The sequence below is a fragment of the Deltaproteobacteria bacterium genome (assembly GCA_017302835.1).
Taxonomy (GTDB): domain Bacteria; phylum Bdellovibrionota; class Bdellovibrionia; order Bdellovibrionales; family Bdellovibrionaceae; genus UBA2316.
In genome coordinates this window covers 128269-144785 of sequence record JAFLCC010000007.1, presented here as the reverse complement: position 1 = coordinate 144785, position 16517 = coordinate 128269, and the positions used below count along the sequence as shown (strand labels likewise).

The following is a 16517-nucleotide window of genomic DNA, read 5'->3' as shown; positions in this document are numbered from 1 at the left end:
GAAATTAATTAGGCAGAAGAAAAGAAGATTTTAAAATTCTGATTTCCTGCATGTATTCAAAAACTTTATTTGAAAGCTGATTGTCCTTAGTATTGGCAAGTTGATAGGACAATCCATAAAGGCGCAAATGGAGGCTATTCAAAATAAACCCTAGGTTTTGATCCGTTAAATTTAAAGAATAATATTTTGGATCAGTCTGAAGTTTAAGGAACTGAACTAAATTCTCGATTTCAAAAAGGATGTCCTTTTCAGCTTGAATGCTTATTTGCGTTTTATTAAATGTTTTTTCTTGCAATAATAATTCAAACGACTTCAATTGAATAAAAAAGTTGACTATGATCCAAGATGACTCTGGTAAATGATTTAAATAATCTTCGAATGATGAACAACGAAAATAAGAGACGGCAAAAGAACATTTAGTGTTAACTGAGATCTCATTTTTTCTGCACTGCTTTTTGTTTGGAACATCATAGAGTTTAAATATCGAATCTAAGCTTTGTAAACTGTAACCATTCGTCGTTTGATACCCATTTTTAGAATAGGAAATTTTATCAGAAATGTAAATAAAACCGTGATACTCGGTAATTTTTTGATTCTTTATAGTTCTGATGGCGCCAATATCTCCTGGTTGTTTCTGGTCTTGATCAGAAATTTGGCGACATAAGGGCGATCTCATATAGTAAGACATTTCGTTTGGCGAAGTATAGCGCAAGACGGGAATAATTTCAGTGATAACAAGTGACAGATTCCAACAATTTGGGCCTTCAATGAGAGGTTTCGAATCTTGGAATTTTTTTACATGTTCTGGAACGCAGGTGGTGATATCAAAGCTACAAGCGTTTGACGTTTGTTCAAAATATAAACTATCAATATCACAATTAGTTTTTTCATTTAAGAAGTCAGTGTGTTCAGTCCAGGTTTTAATATCAAGAATTAATTTTTTAACTGAAGGACAGGTCTTATCTGTTAAAAATATCCTATTCTCAATTCGTTTTATTTCAAAAGAAAAAGCCGCAGACTTTAATAGCATGAGTAAGAACACCATTCCAAATTTTGAGACGGGCTTAACATGAAAAAATGAATTACGAATACTTTGAAACTCAATCATCAATCAATTTTACTCATTAAGATTAAAACTGAAAGATAAAATCAAAAACTATGAAAAAAAGAAAAAATAAAGTGATTAATTGTCATCATTTTAGACAGCTCCTAATTATTTAATTCAGGGTCCTGCTATTGAATCCAAAACATGACATAGTAATAGATGGGTGCTACAAAAATGAGTCGGTCCATTCTTTGAAGAAAATCACCACGCCCTAGAACGAATCCTCCCACAATTTTGACTCCGGCATCACGTCTGACAACAGTCATGACCAAGTCGCCAAACATGCCCCCTAGAGAAGCTACTAAACCCGCCGTGTACCAGTATTTATCAGATTGATCTGGAAGCAGAGATCTCATCATTCCTGCTAAAATAAGAGTTAAAACCATTGAAGTCAGAGTGGAGCCTAAAGTTCGCTTGGGGTCGATTCTTTTAAATAATCGATAGGATTTAAAATAGCTGCTGATGGCCAGATTCGTATTGTCACAGAACTCGGTTAAAACAATTAAATATAAAAATTGATAAACCCCGTTGGGTAAATTTAAAATTAAGCCTAAGTGCATAAAAGACCAGCCTAAGAAGATAAAGGCCAGCAAGGTTAATGAAATGTATTGGATCATTCTTCTGTAGTTGTTGCGCATTAAGGGGATCAAGCAAGCGACCCCTAAAACAATCATAGGAATTTGATTATATAAAGCCAGGGAGCGATAATAACTACAAACTCCTAGGGTGAGAATTCCCAGATAACAGAGTAAGACAAAATAACTTCGATGAAACATCCCAATGATTTGAAAAAAAGCCTTGGCTCCGTAAATGGACATCATGCAAAGAATAACGAGGGGGGCTGGATTAGGGAGTGAAAAAAATAAAAATAAAAGGGGTGCTAAGAATAGCCAAGAATTAATACTGGCCCAAGCAATAACGAAATAATGATTCTTGGATCTAAAGAAATAAACAATTAAACCTGAAATAAAAATAATGCTTAAAACAATGAGGCTTGTTTGTCTGTAAACAGGATCGCTAAAAAGTAAGGAATAACTCAAAAAGTTCACGGCTTTTCCTTGGTATTAATTTCCAGGTCCTTTATCTTTTTATACAAATTGGATTTAGATATTTTTAAAATTTGGGCGGCTCCTTCAATGTCGTCGTTACTCACTTTAAGGCATGATTGAATAATCTGCTTTTCACTATTTTTTAACAAGTAATCAAGGCCCAAGGCAAGCTTTGTTAAGTCTAATTCTAAATTATTTGTGAGATAAGGATTTTGGACTTGCTTATATTTAGGGGTTAAAAATGGAATAATGTCTATGGCCCTAATAAGGGGTAATGGGGATGTGAGGCTGAGTTGTTCGCATATTCTTTTGAGTTCGCGAACATTGCCTGGCCAGGAATAAGCCATCAGCTCTTGATGGCCGTCATTGGTTAATTTTTTGTTTCGTTTGGGACGTTCATTTTCAAGAAAATAGTTAGCCAGTTCAAGAATATCTTCCTTTCTTTCTCTTAAAGGGGGAAGCTCAATTTTTTGAGCAGAAATACGATAGTAAAGATCTTCCCGAAAGCTCCCTTCTTTGATTAACGTGAGCAAGGGTTTGTTGGAGGCGACAATCACACGGGTTTGAATTTTGATGGTATCTTTGGCCCCCACTTTTCTTATTTCTCCTGACTCTAAAAAGCGGAGCATTTTTACTTGAAAACTTAAAGGCATGGCTTCGATTTCATCTAAAAATAAATCTCCACCATGAGCGGCTTCAGCAAGACCAATCTTAGTATTTTCGGCTCCGGTGAAAGATCCTTTCAAGTGACCAAACATTTCACTTTCAAACAAACTTTCAGTAATACTTGAAACATTAACAGCGACAAAAGGTCTTTCTGATTCTTGAAGGTGCAGTAATTTGGCGACTACTTCCTTGCCGGTTCCAGTTTCTCCCTCAATAAGGATTGTTTTTTTTTCTCCCTTGAGCTCGGCGATTTGTTTTTTTATCTGTAAACTTTTTTGTGAAGTTCCTATCCAATGGACCAAATGTCTTTCATAAGATTCGGAATCAAAATTTCGTATCATCCAATGGGCTTGAATTTTTTCTAAGATCGAATTGACTTCTTCTAAGCTCAGAGGTTTGGCCATGAATTTTTGTGCCCCGGCAAGCAAGCAGGATTCCATTATGTCACGGTTGAGGTCTCCTGACATTGCAACGATTTCAATATGTGGATCTCTTTTGTGCAGTTTTTCAATAACAGAAACACCTACGGCTTCGCTAGAGTTTTTTATCAAATGCATATCGATAAAGGCGGCATGAAACAAAAAATCCTCTGGAATCAATTGAGGATCTTGAAAACCTATAATTTTCCACGGTTTTTGAATGCAGGCTTTTAAAGCTTGGTGGATTAAGGGATCATCATCAACGACGAGGAGAATAAATTCATAATTTGACATAGAGTAGAGTGTGACAGTCCTGAAAATAAGACAAAAGAATTAATGCTTAGAGTTAGTCATATTTTTGCTAAAAAAAAATAAAAATAAGAACATAATGCCTCAAAGAGGGCTCAAATGATTGAAAAAAATCTTAAAGTTTTATTAGTTGAAAATATTCACACAATTGCAAAAACAAGATTGGAAGAAGAGGGCTATGAAGTAGATTTAATTTCCTATGCTCCTGATGAAGAGGAATTGATTTCTTTATTAAAAAAATATGATGTGTTAGGCCTTCGATCAAAAACAGAAGTCACGGCAAAGGTGATTGAGAACTCTAAACATCTTTCTGCCATTGGTGCCTTTTGTATTGGTACGAATCAAATTAATTTATCCGCTGCCAAAAAAATTGGTTTGCCTGTCTTCAATGCTCCTCACGCCAATACCCGCAGTGTCGCTGAACTTGTGATTGCAGAGATGATCTCTTTATCAAGACAACTAGGTGATCGTAATATGAAGGCCCATCAAGGGGAATGGATGAAATCAGCCGATGGAAGTCGTGAAGTGCGTGGTAAGACCTTGGGAATCATCGGCTATGGTCATATTGGAAGTCAACTTTCTATTCTTGCTGAATCCATGGGTATGAAGGTAGTTTTTTTTGATTTAATTAAAAAATTACCCCTCGGAAATGCGCGGTCAATGAGGAGTCTTGAAGAACTTTTAGAATACTCAGATTTTGTATCCTTACATGTTCCTGAAACCAAACTAACAAAAAATATGATTTCACAAAAAGAATTTAGCCTGATGAAAAAAGGGAGCTACCTCATAAATGCCAGTCGTGGAACCGTTGTGATTATCGAGGATTTAGTGGATGCCTTAAAATCACATCAGCTTGCAGGTTGTGCCATTGATGTCTTTCCCATAGAACCTTCGTCAAATAAAGAGAAATTTGTTTCTCCATTGCAAGGCTTGGAGAATGTGATCTTAACTCCTCATATAGGAGGGTCAACGGAAGAGGCTCAATACTCCATTGGTCTTGAGGTGGCCGAAAGTTTTAGAAAATTTCTAAAAGTGGGATCAACCTCTGGGGCGGTTAATTTTCCTAATATAGAATTATCTTTTACTGAGGGTGTAAAGCGAATCCAAAATGTTCACCGCAACGAACCAGGAGTTTTGGGTGAGATCAATGGAATTATATCACATGCTGGTGCTAACATTCAGGGACAATTTTTATCCACGGATGAAAAAATAGGCTACTTGGTTATTGATGTGGAAACAAACAAAGCCGAAGAACTGGCCCAAGAAATTCAAAAATCTTCAAGAAGTCTAAGAACTAGATTAGTTTTTTAAACAAATAATAGGTTTTTATTTTATCTTTGTCATATCGTTCGTAGACTTCTAAGACATCTTCAGCCCGTCCCCATTTATGTTCGGCAAAGTACTCGTTGACTTCGCCGTAGACCTTAAAAGGCCCAATGGCAGGGGAACCCAAAAATTCAGCAATAATATATTCCTGTGGTGGGATGACTTTAAAATGAAAACCTTCGGGAAGAACATAGGGTGATGGTTGCAAAAAAGAAATTTTCTGTGGTAACCAGCAACCCACATGACTTTTAAGTCGAGCGTGTTCTTTTATCTCTGGATTATCAAGAAAATGACCAAAACTTTTTTGGCAATTTAAATTATTTTCGGCAGCCCATTTTTCGACAACTTCAATGTCATGTACAATTTGATGATAGGGACCAACGTGTTCTTTATAAAGCAAAAACATTTCTGGGTAGGAACTGACCTTGATGAAAACGGGTTTAAAAACACCCAGATTAATAGAGGCCCAGGAGAGAATAATTATAATAGAGAGAATAATTCCAAGAAAAACATTTCTCATGAGGAAGTTTTCCATTTGATCGAACATCCCATGGAAGGAGTTTGTTTTTCCGTCAGGGGTTGATGTTTTTTTAATTTCATCATGGCATCATATAATTCTCGTTGAGTTACTTGCCCAGGGTCCTTCCAGGAATCATCGAGCCGTCCGCGATAGCGAAGTATTAATTGAGAGTCATAACCAAAGAAATCAGGGGTACAAACAGCTCCAAAGGCCTTAGCAACTTCTTGAGATTCATCATATAAATAAATAAAGGGGTAGTTTTTTTCCTGGGCTCTTTTCTTTAAATTAGCAAAAGAATCTTCGGGATATTGGTTCGAGTCGTTGCTGGCGATAGCAAGAACATGGACGTTTTGCTTTTTGAGATCCTGTCCTAATACAATCAACCTGTCTTCAATGGCTTTCACATAGGGGCAATGATTGCAAAGAAACATCACAAGAAGAGGGTTTCCATTTGCAAAATCTGCAATCTGATAAATTTTTTCATCTGTTCCACGCAGTTTAAAATGGGGACAGGGAGTGTTCAGTTCATTTTCTGGAGTGTGAATGAGTGCCAAAGCGAATCCTTTTTTAAGTCAAATTTGTGACCAGGGAACTTTTTTTCCATTGCTGATCAGCTCAGCATTTTCTAAAACCTCATCATAGGGAGTTTTAAGAAGACTCCATTGATTCAAAGCCCATTTCAAATTTTCGCAGTCTGTAGAATTTAAAGGTTCCCCTGCTGCAGAGACACTTTCTGTTAACTCAAAAAATAAGCGATCGAGAAAACGTACCCAGTCGGTTCCTAATAAGGGGAGATTTTTAGGAAAGGAATGAACTAAAGAGGAGGCCATGGGAATATCTTCTGGAAAGTTTAAAACATTGATGCCAATGCCAATGTGAGCGGTAATTTCAGAGCCTTGACTGATGGTTTCAATTAAAATCCCTGATATTTTTTTATCAAGTATGTAAATATCATTTGGGGCCTTGAGTGAAAAAGGAATAAAGGTCCAGGTTGTTTTTAAGGCCCGCCACAAAGCCATACCAACCCTGCTAGTGAAGGCGGAGTGCGGAGTCTGAGGTAAATAAAAACTCCAAGTGCTTAATAAGGAGCCACCTTTTTCACTGTGCCACTTATTTTTTTGACGTCCTCTGCCTTCTGATTGAAAGTCTGTAAGAGTCAATTTGAAATCATTTTCACCAAGATCCGAATGCTTGGCTAAGGCATTGGTGCTTTGGGTTTGGGGCAGGTAGGTCACGGGGATTTGGCTGTTGTCGGCCCATGCTTTGCTCATTTTTCCAATAAGGATATCTTGCAATGGATTGTCTTTGGAGGAGTCTTTAGGAAGGGACATTTTTTTTCCATTCAAATTGCAAACTGATATCTGCCACAGGCGCAGAATGAGTCAGCGCACCAACGCTGATATAATCAATTCCAATAGCAGCCACGGCGGCGACCCTGTCGAGGCTCATATTTCCACTAGCTTCCGTTTCAATGCCTGGCGGAGTGAGTCTTTTAGCTTCTGTCATCATTTCGTTAGTCATATTATCAAGTAATATTCTATTCACTGCTAATGAAACAGCTTCTTTAACTTGGTCAAGAGTTGCCACTTCAACTTCGATTTTTAGCTCTGAGTTTTGTCTGACTCTTTTCACAGCCGGAGTGATGCCGCCCATGATTGCGATATGGTTATCCTTTAGTAAGATGGCAGAAGAAAGATTCATTCGGTGATTCATGCCACCACCATGAACCACAGCCTTTTTTTCAAGATCACGGTAGGCGGGCAAGGTTTTTCTTGTATCCAAAATGACGGTATGAGTTCCTTTAACAGCATTGACAAACTTATGAGTGTAAGTTGCAATCCCAGATAGATGCCCAAGAAAGTTTAAGGCAACTCTTTCAGCTTTAAGGATTCTTAATAAGTCTCCTTCCAAAGAACAAATATTTTGATTTTTTAGAATCAGCTGCCCTTCTTCAAAATTCCATTTAATTTTCAAGGATGGCTCAACCATCATCATGGTATTTTCAAATGGCAAGAGCCCAGAGAGGATCAGATCTTCTTTGGCCTTGAGAACGGCTTTTCCTTGTTGTGGGAGCAAGCCTAAGGATTCAGTTGTTACATCACCTTGAGGCATATCTTCTTTGATCGCTGCTTTAATTAAGTCACTGAGAATCATAGAATATAATTAAATAGACTTTTCTGCATCCTGAAGCAACTTTTTTATTTCTTCTCTGACAACTCGCTCTGCAATTTCGGGAATAAGATGGTAACACATTTTCTCGATAAGGGTTCTGGCTTCTTCACGAAAAAGATTTTCTTGATCTAGAGAATCAAGTGAGGATGATTTTATTTTTCCAGGCGGCGAGCTTAAGGAAGGCGCTTTAGGTAAGCCCGTGGCTTCAAGGTCATTGTTGAAAATAATTTCTTCAAAATTATCAGTGACGTTAATTTGGGCATTTTTAAGATCAGGTTCATCAAGGGTGAAGATATTGTCATCAGGTTCATCTGCCTTTTTCCCCTTAACTTCGAGAGGGCTGGGGATGATTTCAATTTTTTTTTGGGTCCAATCTTCAGATTCTTCAAGGGGTTTGTCGTTTTTTTTATCCAAGTTGTTACTAAGGTTTTTATCCAAGGACAAATAAGACATGTCATTTAGAGGTACTTGGGCAAAATCATCATCTTCAGAGATCAAATCAAGGGCTTCAGTGGGAGGTGCCGAGGGACTTTGTGGGCCCTCTTTAAAGCTATCAATCTCAGCAAAATTCAAAAAAGAGCTTATCGGATTAGAAATTGTTTTGGGCGCCAGTTCTTGAACTATTTGTCTGAGAGTCTCTACCTCGAAGGGTTTCTCAAGGCGTCGATCGGCTTTGCTTTCAGCGGCTTTTTTTTCATCGATACCCATAAGGCTATTCCACATCAAGACGACGGGAATACCGCTGGTGTCAGGATCATTTTTTAAATCTTTACAAACATCATAACCTGTTTTTTTTGCAAGCAAAACATCGGTAAAAATAATATCTGGTTGAAAAACCTTAGCAATAGGAATGACGTCAATTCCTGAATGGACGGGTTTAACCTCCACAGAAAAATCTTGAAGCGCTAATTGAATTACTTTTTTAATGGTCTGACTTTCGTCAGCCAGCAAGACGCGTAAAGCCATACGTTAAGTTAATAGGGATTTTTTTTACGAGTCAAGACATAATGAGATCATGTTGAGAATTGATAGATATATTTCCAAGTTCTTTGTTGGGTATTTTTTAGGAGGGATTCTTGTTTTTTTAACTGTTTTTCTGGCAATAGATATTTTGTCTACCTTTGTTAGTTATCAACATGTCGCCCCTCGTTTTTTATTGGAATATTATTTATTATATATTCCCGATATTATTCAAAAGTTGATCCCCGTTTCCTGTTTGCTAGCGACTATTCTGACCTTGTCGACTCTGAACAAAACCAATGAATTGATTGCTTTATTTGCCTCGGGCTATTCCTTATTTAGAATATCGTTTCCCATAGTTTTTATTGTTTTACTCCTCTCCTTATTTAGTTTTTATTTAAGTGACCGGGTGATTCCTTCTTTAACTCGGCAAAAAAATTATATTTTTTATCATGAGATCAAAAAGAACCCAAGCCAGTTTTCCATAATCAAAACCAATCGAATTTGGTACCGGTCCAAAAACGAAATTTTTAATATCAAGACGTTGAGCCTTGATGGTTCTAAGGCCCATGGATTGACTCTTTATACTTTTGACGATAACTGGGATTTGCAAAGAATGATCACCGCTGAAGAAGTGGACTTAAAGAACAAATCAATTAAAGATGCTTCGGGGCATTACCAATGGGCCCTTAAAAAAGGGACAGTGACGGTTTTTTATCAGGATTCAAGTTTTCCGCTTTCTACGGATTTTCAAGAAAAAATTATCGTTATGAATGAAGAGGCGCAGGACTTACAAAGCAGTGGGCAAACCTCAGAAATGCTTTCACAAAAAGAACTTTCTAAATTTATTGATAAGAATAAAGAAGCCGGCTTGGATACGATTCGCTATGAAGTGGACTACCATGCGAAATTGGCCTTTGCATTTGCAGGATTGGTGATGACGATTCTGGGTATTCCTTTTAGCGTCACCAAGGAACGTTCGGGAGGGGTGATGATGAATGTGGGAATTTGTATTGGATTGGTGTTTTTGTACTGGATTTTTTATAATTCCTCCATCACCTTAGGAACTCATGGTCATTTAAAGCCCATTTTTGCAGGTTGGATCCCTAATTTTGTTATGTTGGGTTTTGGAGTTCTATTAATTTCAAAGTCAAAAAAATAAGTTGATTTTGTAATAAGAAAAGCACAGAAATAAATTTATTATGTCTATTTTAAAAATACTTACCTATCCAGATCCACGGTTAAGAGAAATTTCAGAACCCGTCGAGGTTTTTGATGAATCCTTAGAGAAAATAACTGCAGATATGCTTGAAACGATGTATCACTCAAAGGGCATTGGACTAGCAGCTCCACAAATCGACATTCTTAAGAGAGTGGTTGTTATAGACACGCGACCAAAGGATGAAGAAGGTCGAAGATATAAATACGAAGAAATGGGCGAGCTCGAGAAATTAATTCCACAGCCATTAGTTTTAATTAATCCTAAAATTATCAAAGGTGAAGGTAAAACAACATTTGATGAAGGTTGTTTGAGTGTACCTTCCTTTTATGAAACGGTACATCGATTTGAGACCATTGTTGTTGAAACCTATGATCTAAAAGGGCGTAAAAAAAACTTTCAAACAGATGGATTGTTGGCGATTTGTATTCAGCATGAATTAGATCACCTTGAGGGTAAATTATTTATTGATCATTTGAGTTTTCTAAAGAGTAATAAAATCAAAAGCCAAATTAAAAAACATGGTTATCCCTTAAAGAGCACGTCAAAGGATAAAGTTGAAAGGAAGTTATGAGTCAAATCAGAGTTTGTTTTTTAGGAACTCCTGAATTTGCAGTGACTTCTTTAAAAGCTTTGCTTGAAGACGAACATTTTGAAGTGGTAGGCGTTGTCACTCAACCAGATCGTCCAGCGGGAAGAAAGCTCTCTCTGACCCCGAGCCCAGTCAAAGTCTTAGCACAAAATAATGGATTAAAAGTTCTGGCTCCTGAATCCCTAAAGGATAATCGGTTGATTTTAGATGCCATTAAAACTTGGGGCGCCGAAATCGCTGTGGTGGTTGCCTTTGGTCAAATTTTATCAGAGGAATTTATGTCCTCATTTAGCCTTGGTGCTGTGAATGTTCATGCCTCATTATTACCTCGATGGCGTGGAGCTGCCCCGATACAAAGAGCCATTCAATACGGAGATCTTGAAACCGGAGTAGCGCTTCAGAAGATGGTTAAAAAATTAGATGCTGGGGACATTATTGGAATAAGAAAAACAACCATTCCAACAGAAATGACAGCTCTTGAACTCCAGGATCAACTTGCTTTTTTGGGGGCCGATTTGTTGCGGGTGGATTTGATGGACTATATTCGAGGTAATTTGGCTCCCGTAAAGCAAAATGAAGAAAATGTGCTTTTGGCTAAAAAAATTGATAAATTAGAATCTGAAATCAAATGGAGCCTATCGGCCTTAGAAATCCATAATCAAGTACGAGCTCTCACCATGGGGCCGGGCTCTTATACTTTTTTTGAAGGCAAAAAAATCAAGATTCATAAAACATTATGGAGTAAAGAGTCGTCTCCACGGTCCATGAAGTTTTCAACCCAGGCAGATTTAAATTCCTATCTGAGTGGTTACAAAAAACGCCAGGTCTTGGCTGCTGATCAAAATCAAATAGGCCGAATTCTTAAAATTACGGAAGAAGCTCTCACCATACAGTGCGGCCCAGATCCTTTTTTGTCAGGGGCGGGTAGTAAAGAATTTACAGAACTAGAAGTTATAGAAGTGCAACCAGAATCAAGAAATAAAATGAAGATAAAAGATTTTCTCCAAGGTCATTCCTTAAAAATAGGTGATAAATTAGGTGCAGTCTTATGAAAAAAATTGCTCCCAGTATTTTAGCAGCTGATTTTGCGAATTTAGAAAAAGAAATTAAAGCTGTTTCCCAAGCCGGTGCTGATCTGATCCATGTCGATGTGATGGATGGACATTTTGTTCCCAACATCACAATCGGTGCTCCCGTAGTTGCTTCGTTAAAAAAAATTTCGACAGTTCCGTTGGATGTCCATTTAATGATTGATAAACCTGAAAAATTTATTGATGATTTTTTAAAAGCCGGAAGTGATTATCTGACCATTCATATTGAATCCACGGATCAGGCAGAGATCATTTTAAAAAAGATTCAAACGAAAGCGAAGAGTGGACTGTCTTTAAAACCCAAAACAAAAATCAGTGTATTAGAGCCCTATTTAAAGTGGGTCGACTTGGTCTTAGTCATGACCGTGGAACCAGGATTTGGAGGGCAGTCATTTATGCCTGATCAAGTTGAAAAAATAGCATGGCTTGTCGATTACCGTAAGAAACACCATTTAAATTACGAAATTGAAGTCGACGGGGGCGTTAACTTCGAAACACGAAAATACTTGAACGGGGCTGATATTTTAGTCTCAGGATCCTACATTTTTAAAAATGATTATAAAAAAAATATCGATTCCCTCAGATAGGGTCTCATTCAAAGGAACTAGTATGAGGCTATTTTTTTAGATTGGGGTCGTTTTTTTTATCTAATTCAAACTTCTCATAGATTTTATTTACAAGGTCTGCGAGATCCGAAAAAAAATCATGTTTTCTGAGATGAAGGGGGTATCTACTTGGTTTACCTTCCAGTACATCCGAAAGAAATTTTTTAAAGGCAAAGACCGGGCCTGAAATATGCTGCAATAATAAAATTCCAGCGACAAGGGAAATTGAAAGCGTAAAAATTCCAAATAGAGAGAGAATGTTAAACAGGAGGTTGGAGATTTCAATGATGATTTGGTTTAAATACCTACTGGTCGCTGAATCTAAGGTATTTATTTCGGAAATCAGTTTAGACTCACAAACTTTTAGTACCACAATAAAAAAAATAAAATTAACCAGTCCAAAGGAAACAAAAAAAATGGAGATCCCATACTGAAGTTTGGGATCATTGATAATTTTTCGATTAAAAAGTTTTTTGAGTGAATCCATTTTTACCTATTATCTCCTCATATCAGTTTAAAAAACAAATTAAAAAATAAATCGGTTTCCGATTAATTTATTAGGGAATTTGCTTTAATTCGATAAACCCTGGTATCGCCATACTTGGAAGTATCATTTTTATAGATCAGACTACCATTTTTAAAAATAGCCACGCCAATGCTGATATCAAATCCAGTAGCCCGGCCAGGACAATCTGTAATTAAGTAAGATTCTTCGTCGCTGTTAAATCCCATCAATGGAACGGGTGCGGAGGGGGTCCCACCACACAGAGGCTTAAATTGAACGATGGCTTGAAGAGGGCAGGCGGTATCCGCAGTGGTCGTGGTATCTGGACACCGAGACGAAGATTTCGTATAGAATACTTTGTTAGTGGTAAGCCCACCCGCTAGTTTCCCCATATCAACGGGCGGATTTGGCCAAATACCAGAAAATATAATTGGTGGATTGGGGGCATAAAGAAGCAAATCATAGCTTTGACTTTGGTCGCAGGGGTTTGGGTTAGCAAAAAGGCATCGGTATAAAGGCTGATTTGTTGTAAAACGAGAATTTCTTAGGGCTAGTTCATCAGCCAAAAGGGTTTCTAAATTATCTAAAATAGTTTTTTGTGCTTCTAGACTTTGCGATTGAAGGAAAGTAGAAAAAGAGCTTTGTTGATCCATCAGTATGAATTGTTGGCCAATAAAAAAAACGACAGATAGTATCAGGACAAATGAAAGAATCCCAATTCCACTCCTTTGTTGAATAATACTAAAGAAAAAATTAGATTCATTGGCCTTTGTCAAGCCAATAGATTTAGTTAATTTGACCAATTTGTATTTCCTTTGCTGAAAGGATTCCATCGGCCATAGGCACACATAAAATTATAGGAGTAAAATCCAGTAGACCCACTTATCGTGTAGCTGTTTACAGCTTTCAATACGGTTTCAGGGGTAGAGTGTCCCGTTTCCTTAGCCCCAAGTAATTTTATGGTTGTTAAAGCAGAAGAGCCGCTGCATAGCTGAGGTGTGTAGTCAGTCCATGGTTTGGGAGGGGTTTGAGCATATGCACCAGACTGATTTACAAACTGCCAGTTAATAGGTCCCGGGCTGCCATTGTACCAAACGATGAAAGCATTAGGGGCATTTTTAGGAAAAAAATCCAAACCAGGATTGTCGGGGAATATATAAGTTTGGTGCCTGGTTAAAGATGAATCTAAATAAATATGAGCATTTGGCAACCAATCGAATGGTTTAATCCCAGGTTCCGTATTATATCGAAAAATCCTATAAATATCTTGAACATTGATGTCTCCATTGCCAACGATATTCATATTTAGCTGATCCAAATTATTTCCAAATGTGTAGGAGTTGGGAGTTCCTGGAATTGTTCCATTCCAAGAATCGTAACATCGAAGTTGTTTTGTTGCTTCAATGCCCCAAAGGCCCGCATCATTTTTAACATCTTGAATTGGATTGAAGGACCCATCCAGAGTGAAACCCCAAGGGGAATTGAGCATCGGCTGATCCGTTGGATTTACATAGTCAGCGAATTCAGCCAAGCTGCTTAAGCTAGGTTGGCAAGTTCGATGATTTAACTTACCGCTTACAAGCTTAGCTCTAAAAGTGGGTGATGCTGCATCTGCAGGAAGCATCACATTTGGGGTAATTCTATTGAGAGATAAATCGCCCGAAAATCCTGCTGGAATATTGCAAGGTTTATCAATGACAGAAGTACCTGTTCCTGCTGGAAAATCAATGGAGCAAACAAGCGAATTATCGATGGATTTGTAGACGCCAACAGTGATGTCTTCGTCGGGATCAAAATCAGCTCTGACATAGACCCTCGGAATAAATGATTTTAAAGGGCGAATCGAATTATTTGGAAGTGTTAGCCATAATGATTCGGGAAGAAAAAATTGGATTCCTGGTATTTTTACAACAGGAATATAGGCATTATTATTAAATACCGTTTGAGCCAATCCACCGGTGCAGGCATTGGTCCCAGAAGAAAAAGTGTAATTGACAGCGATATCTGGAGAGGCTGTTGCGGCGGGGGATTCCAAAATTCCAGTGACAACCGCAGTGGTGGCACAGGTTCTGCGATTATTGGGCGCATCGAGAGTGCAACTTGCAGCCGTATTGCTCACCAAGGTTAACAAAGGAGCCGCCACTTCGGGAATATTCGGAGTGGACCAAGTGACAGCGGGATCTAAGTTACAACAACTACCCGTTTCAAAACTCGTACTGGTGACACCATTAGTATTGAGACGAATTTTAAGGGGAGTGCCTGCGAGAGCATTGTTAATAATTGTTTTCTCGCTTAAAGTAACAGTCATCGTATTTTGAGTTGCTGTTAAAACCTGAGAATTTACAGTGCGTCCAGTAAATTTATTTTTTGCCGTCGTGACGACGGGGAAATTTTGACTTGAGCCTGTGATGACCTGGCTTAAATCGAAGGGAAAGGAAACAATACCATTGGTTCCCGAAACGGCGCTGAAAGGGATGTCAACTCCGCTAATCTTGAGAGTTTGATCCAACAAGTCTTCATCGTCAGCAATACCTATGGAGTATTGAACAGAGTCGTTGCCGGCGATGCAATTGCGAGTTTGGGACAAAAGGGGTTGTGATGGAGGAATGACAAGTTGAGGACGTGGGACAATCCTAACAGTGATGTAATTCATAGATTCAATAGTCCCAGAGGCAGCGTCCGTGGCAAGGACTCTGAATTGATAATATCCTGACTTAAATGAAGGCGCCACAAAGTTTCCTGAAGCATTGATGGTCCAGCGAAATTGAGCTTGGAGGGCAGCGGAATCGGTAGGAGTAGCACCGATGGCCATGGATTTATTTACAAATACAGGAGAGCTAGCGCTCGTTTGAATTCCAAAATTAATAATCTGATTTGGTTTGGCTCCAGTAAGGAGAACGGTCCATGGAAGTAGGTTATTCGCTGGATCCGTCAGATCTGTCCAGCCCAAGGAAAAGATATCATTGGGAATATTATCATCAAAGTAGGGTGCGGCATCCACTCCCGTAATGGCTCGGTATTGCAATCGCATGGATACCAATCCCGTAGGGTTCCCGAGGATGGCTTCAAATCGGAGCCCCTTAGGTTGAGCTGCTTGGTCTCCATAATATTTTTGTACCGAATAGATTCCGTTTGAGTTCATCGTGATAGGATTGTCATTTTCAGACAAAAGACGAGAGAGCTGAATTCCCTTAGTTAAAGGCAGATAGGCTTCCCCTTCAATGGGAGACATCATTATTGTTCCTGTAAAGTCAGGTCGAAGAGCAATCTTATATCTGATAGTTAGGGCAATCGCCTTATTACATGCAGTTGCAAAGTTAGAGCAAAAAGGCTCGGCCCAGGTCATCGCAGAAATCGGGCATTCAGACGGACTTGCAGCTTGTGTTTGGTTGCATCGAACGCCAGTCACGGTGTAAAAAACATCTTCACCTGCAATAGCTTTGTTAGGGTCTTCAGAAAGCCCTTGGGAGAGGTAAAATCGAAAGCCTCTAGAATCTTCCATAGCTCCTTTATTACAACTGCCGACAGTGGCGAGGGAAGGCATGCAGTCAGCCAAAGCACGAAAGTTTGTTAAATTATTGGGAACCCCAATGTCTGGAGTCAGTCCTGCTGTCCCCAAGGTGATGTTCATTCTGCCAGAGCTTTCCAAAGCTAAGAGATGCAAGGCATTGATCCTAATTTTATTTACAAGTTCAAATTTAGTTGCCCCCATGCTGACTCGGCTGCTATTGACATTAAGCAATTGCATCATCGATGTGATGGAAAGTAAGATAATTCCCGAAATTCCCAAACTAATAACGGCTTCTAATAAGGAAAAACCTCGCGAGGTTTTTAAAAGCGAAAATAGAAACGAAAAATTGGATTGGCGGTGTTTTATCTTTTTCATAGTGATCAAAGGCTCGGCAAAAAATCACAAAAACTTTAGTCATTTTCAATAGCTTTTAAAAAGTCACTAAATGCGTTTCAAAAAGAATCAAAG

At 38.4% G+C, this 16517-nt stretch carries 16 protein-coding genes; 5 read left to right on the top strand and 11 right to left on the bottom strand.

Features of this window, described 5'->3' with window-relative positions; genetic code table 11:
- Positions 1–4: 4 nt before the first annotated feature.
- The 3 genes from J0M15_09880 to J0M15_09870 all read right to left on the bottom strand — a co-directional run bounded on the left by J0M15_09880 (position 5) and on the right by J0M15_09870 (position 3533).
- Entirely contained in the window at positions 5–1108 is a 1104-nt protein-coding gene (locus J0M15_09880; protein ID MBN8537352.1) for a hypothetical protein, read from the bottom strand.
- Positions 1109–1233: 125 nt separating this feature from the next.
- Entirely contained in the window at positions 1234–2154 is a 921-nt protein-coding gene (locus J0M15_09875) for a phosphatidate cytidylyltransferase (protein MBN8537351.1), read from the bottom strand.
- A complete protein-coding gene (locus tag J0M15_09870; GenBank protein ID MBN8537350.1) occupies positions 2151–3533 on the bottom strand; it encodes a sigma-54-dependent Fis family transcriptional regulator in 1383 nt (460 codons plus the stop codon). Before J0M15_09870 ends, J0M15_09875 begins: the two co-directional genes overlap by 4 nt.
- Positions 3534–3647: 114 nt before the next feature.
- Between J0M15_09870 and serA the strand changes: the two genes are divergently transcribed.
- A complete protein-coding gene (gene serA, locus J0M15_09865) occupies positions 3648–4859 on the top strand; it encodes a phosphoglycerate dehydrogenase (GenBank protein ID MBN8537349.1) in 1212 nt (403 codons plus the stop codon).
- Here serA and J0M15_09860 read toward each other — a convergent pair.
- Genes J0M15_09860 through J0M15_09840 form a run of 5 tightly spaced genes read right to left on the bottom strand, consistent with a single transcriptional unit; the run spans position 4843 to position 8532 of the window.
- Positions 4843–5394, bottom strand: coding sequence for a GyrI-like domain-containing protein (locus J0M15_09860; protein ID MBN8537348.1), 552 nt, complete (start codon positions 5392–5394; stop codon positions 4843–4845). The genes serA and J0M15_09860 overlap by 17 nt on opposite strands.
- Entirely contained in the window at positions 5391–5939 is a 549-nt protein-coding gene (locus J0M15_09855; protein MBN8537347.1) for a thioredoxin family protein, read from the bottom strand. Before J0M15_09855 ends, J0M15_09860 begins: the two co-directional genes overlap by 4 nt.
- A 27-nt stretch (positions 5940–5966) precedes the next feature.
- Entirely contained in the window at positions 5967–6725 is a 759-nt protein-coding gene (locus tag J0M15_09850) for a biotin synthetase (protein MBN8537346.1), read from the bottom strand.
- Positions 6712–7548 (bottom strand): carboxylating nicotinate-nucleotide diphosphorylase, encoded by an 837-nt coding sequence (nadC, locus tag J0M15_09845; protein ID MBN8537345.1) that lies wholly within the window; start codon positions 7546–7548, stop codon positions 6712–6714. The genes J0M15_09850 and nadC overlap by 14 nt, the downstream gene beginning before the upstream one ends.
- 9 nt (positions 7549–7557) lie before the next feature.
- A complete protein-coding gene (locus J0M15_09840) occupies positions 7558–8532 on the bottom strand; it encodes a response regulator (protein MBN8537344.1) in 975 nt (324 codons plus the stop codon).
- A gap of 49 nt (positions 8533–8581) precedes the next feature.
- On the opposite strand from J0M15_09840, the gene lptG reads away from it, so the two are divergent.
- From lptG to rpe, 4 genes are read left to right on the top strand one after another with little or no spacing between them, the layout of a single operon-like run.
- A complete protein-coding gene (gene lptG / locus J0M15_09835; GenBank protein ID MBN8537343.1) occupies positions 8582–9688 on the top strand; it encodes an LPS export ABC transporter permease LptG in 1107 nt (368 codons plus the stop codon).
- 40 nt (positions 9689–9728) lie between these two features.
- Complete coding sequence (gene def, locus J0M15_09830) at positions 9729–10319, top strand: peptide deformylase (GenBank protein MBN8537342.1); 591 nt, start codon at positions 9729–9731, stop codon at positions 10317–10319.
- Complete coding sequence (locus J0M15_09825; GenBank protein ID MBN8537341.1) at positions 10316–11389, top strand: methionyl-tRNA formyltransferase; 1074 nt, start codon at positions 10316–10318, stop codon at positions 11387–11389. The genes def and J0M15_09825 overlap by 4 nt, the downstream gene beginning before the upstream one ends.
- A complete protein-coding gene (gene rpe, locus J0M15_09820; GenBank protein MBN8537340.1) occupies positions 11386–12015 on the top strand; it encodes a ribulose-phosphate 3-epimerase in 630 nt (209 codons plus the stop codon). The genes J0M15_09825 and rpe overlap by 4 nt, the downstream gene beginning before the upstream one ends.
- 28 nt (positions 12016–12043) lie before the next feature.
- Here rpe and J0M15_09815 read toward each other — a convergent pair whose 3' ends face one another.
- From J0M15_09815 to J0M15_09805, 3 genes are all read right to left on the bottom strand, one after another.
- Complete coding sequence (locus J0M15_09815; GenBank protein MBN8537339.1) at positions 12044–12520, bottom strand: hypothetical protein; 477 nt, start codon at positions 12518–12520, stop codon at positions 12044–12046.
- Positions 12521–12582: 62 nt separating this feature from the next.
- On the bottom strand, positions 12583–13341 hold the full coding sequence (locus J0M15_09810) for a hypothetical protein (GenBank protein MBN8537338.1): 759 nt from the start codon (positions 13339–13341) through the stop codon (positions 12583–12585).
- A complete protein-coding gene (locus tag J0M15_09805) occupies positions 13329–16424 on the bottom strand; it encodes a hypothetical protein (GenBank protein MBN8537337.1) in 3096 nt (1031 codons plus the stop codon). Before J0M15_09805 ends, J0M15_09810 begins: the two co-directional genes overlap by 13 nt.
- Between the last annotated feature and the right edge of the window lie 93 nt (positions 16425–16517).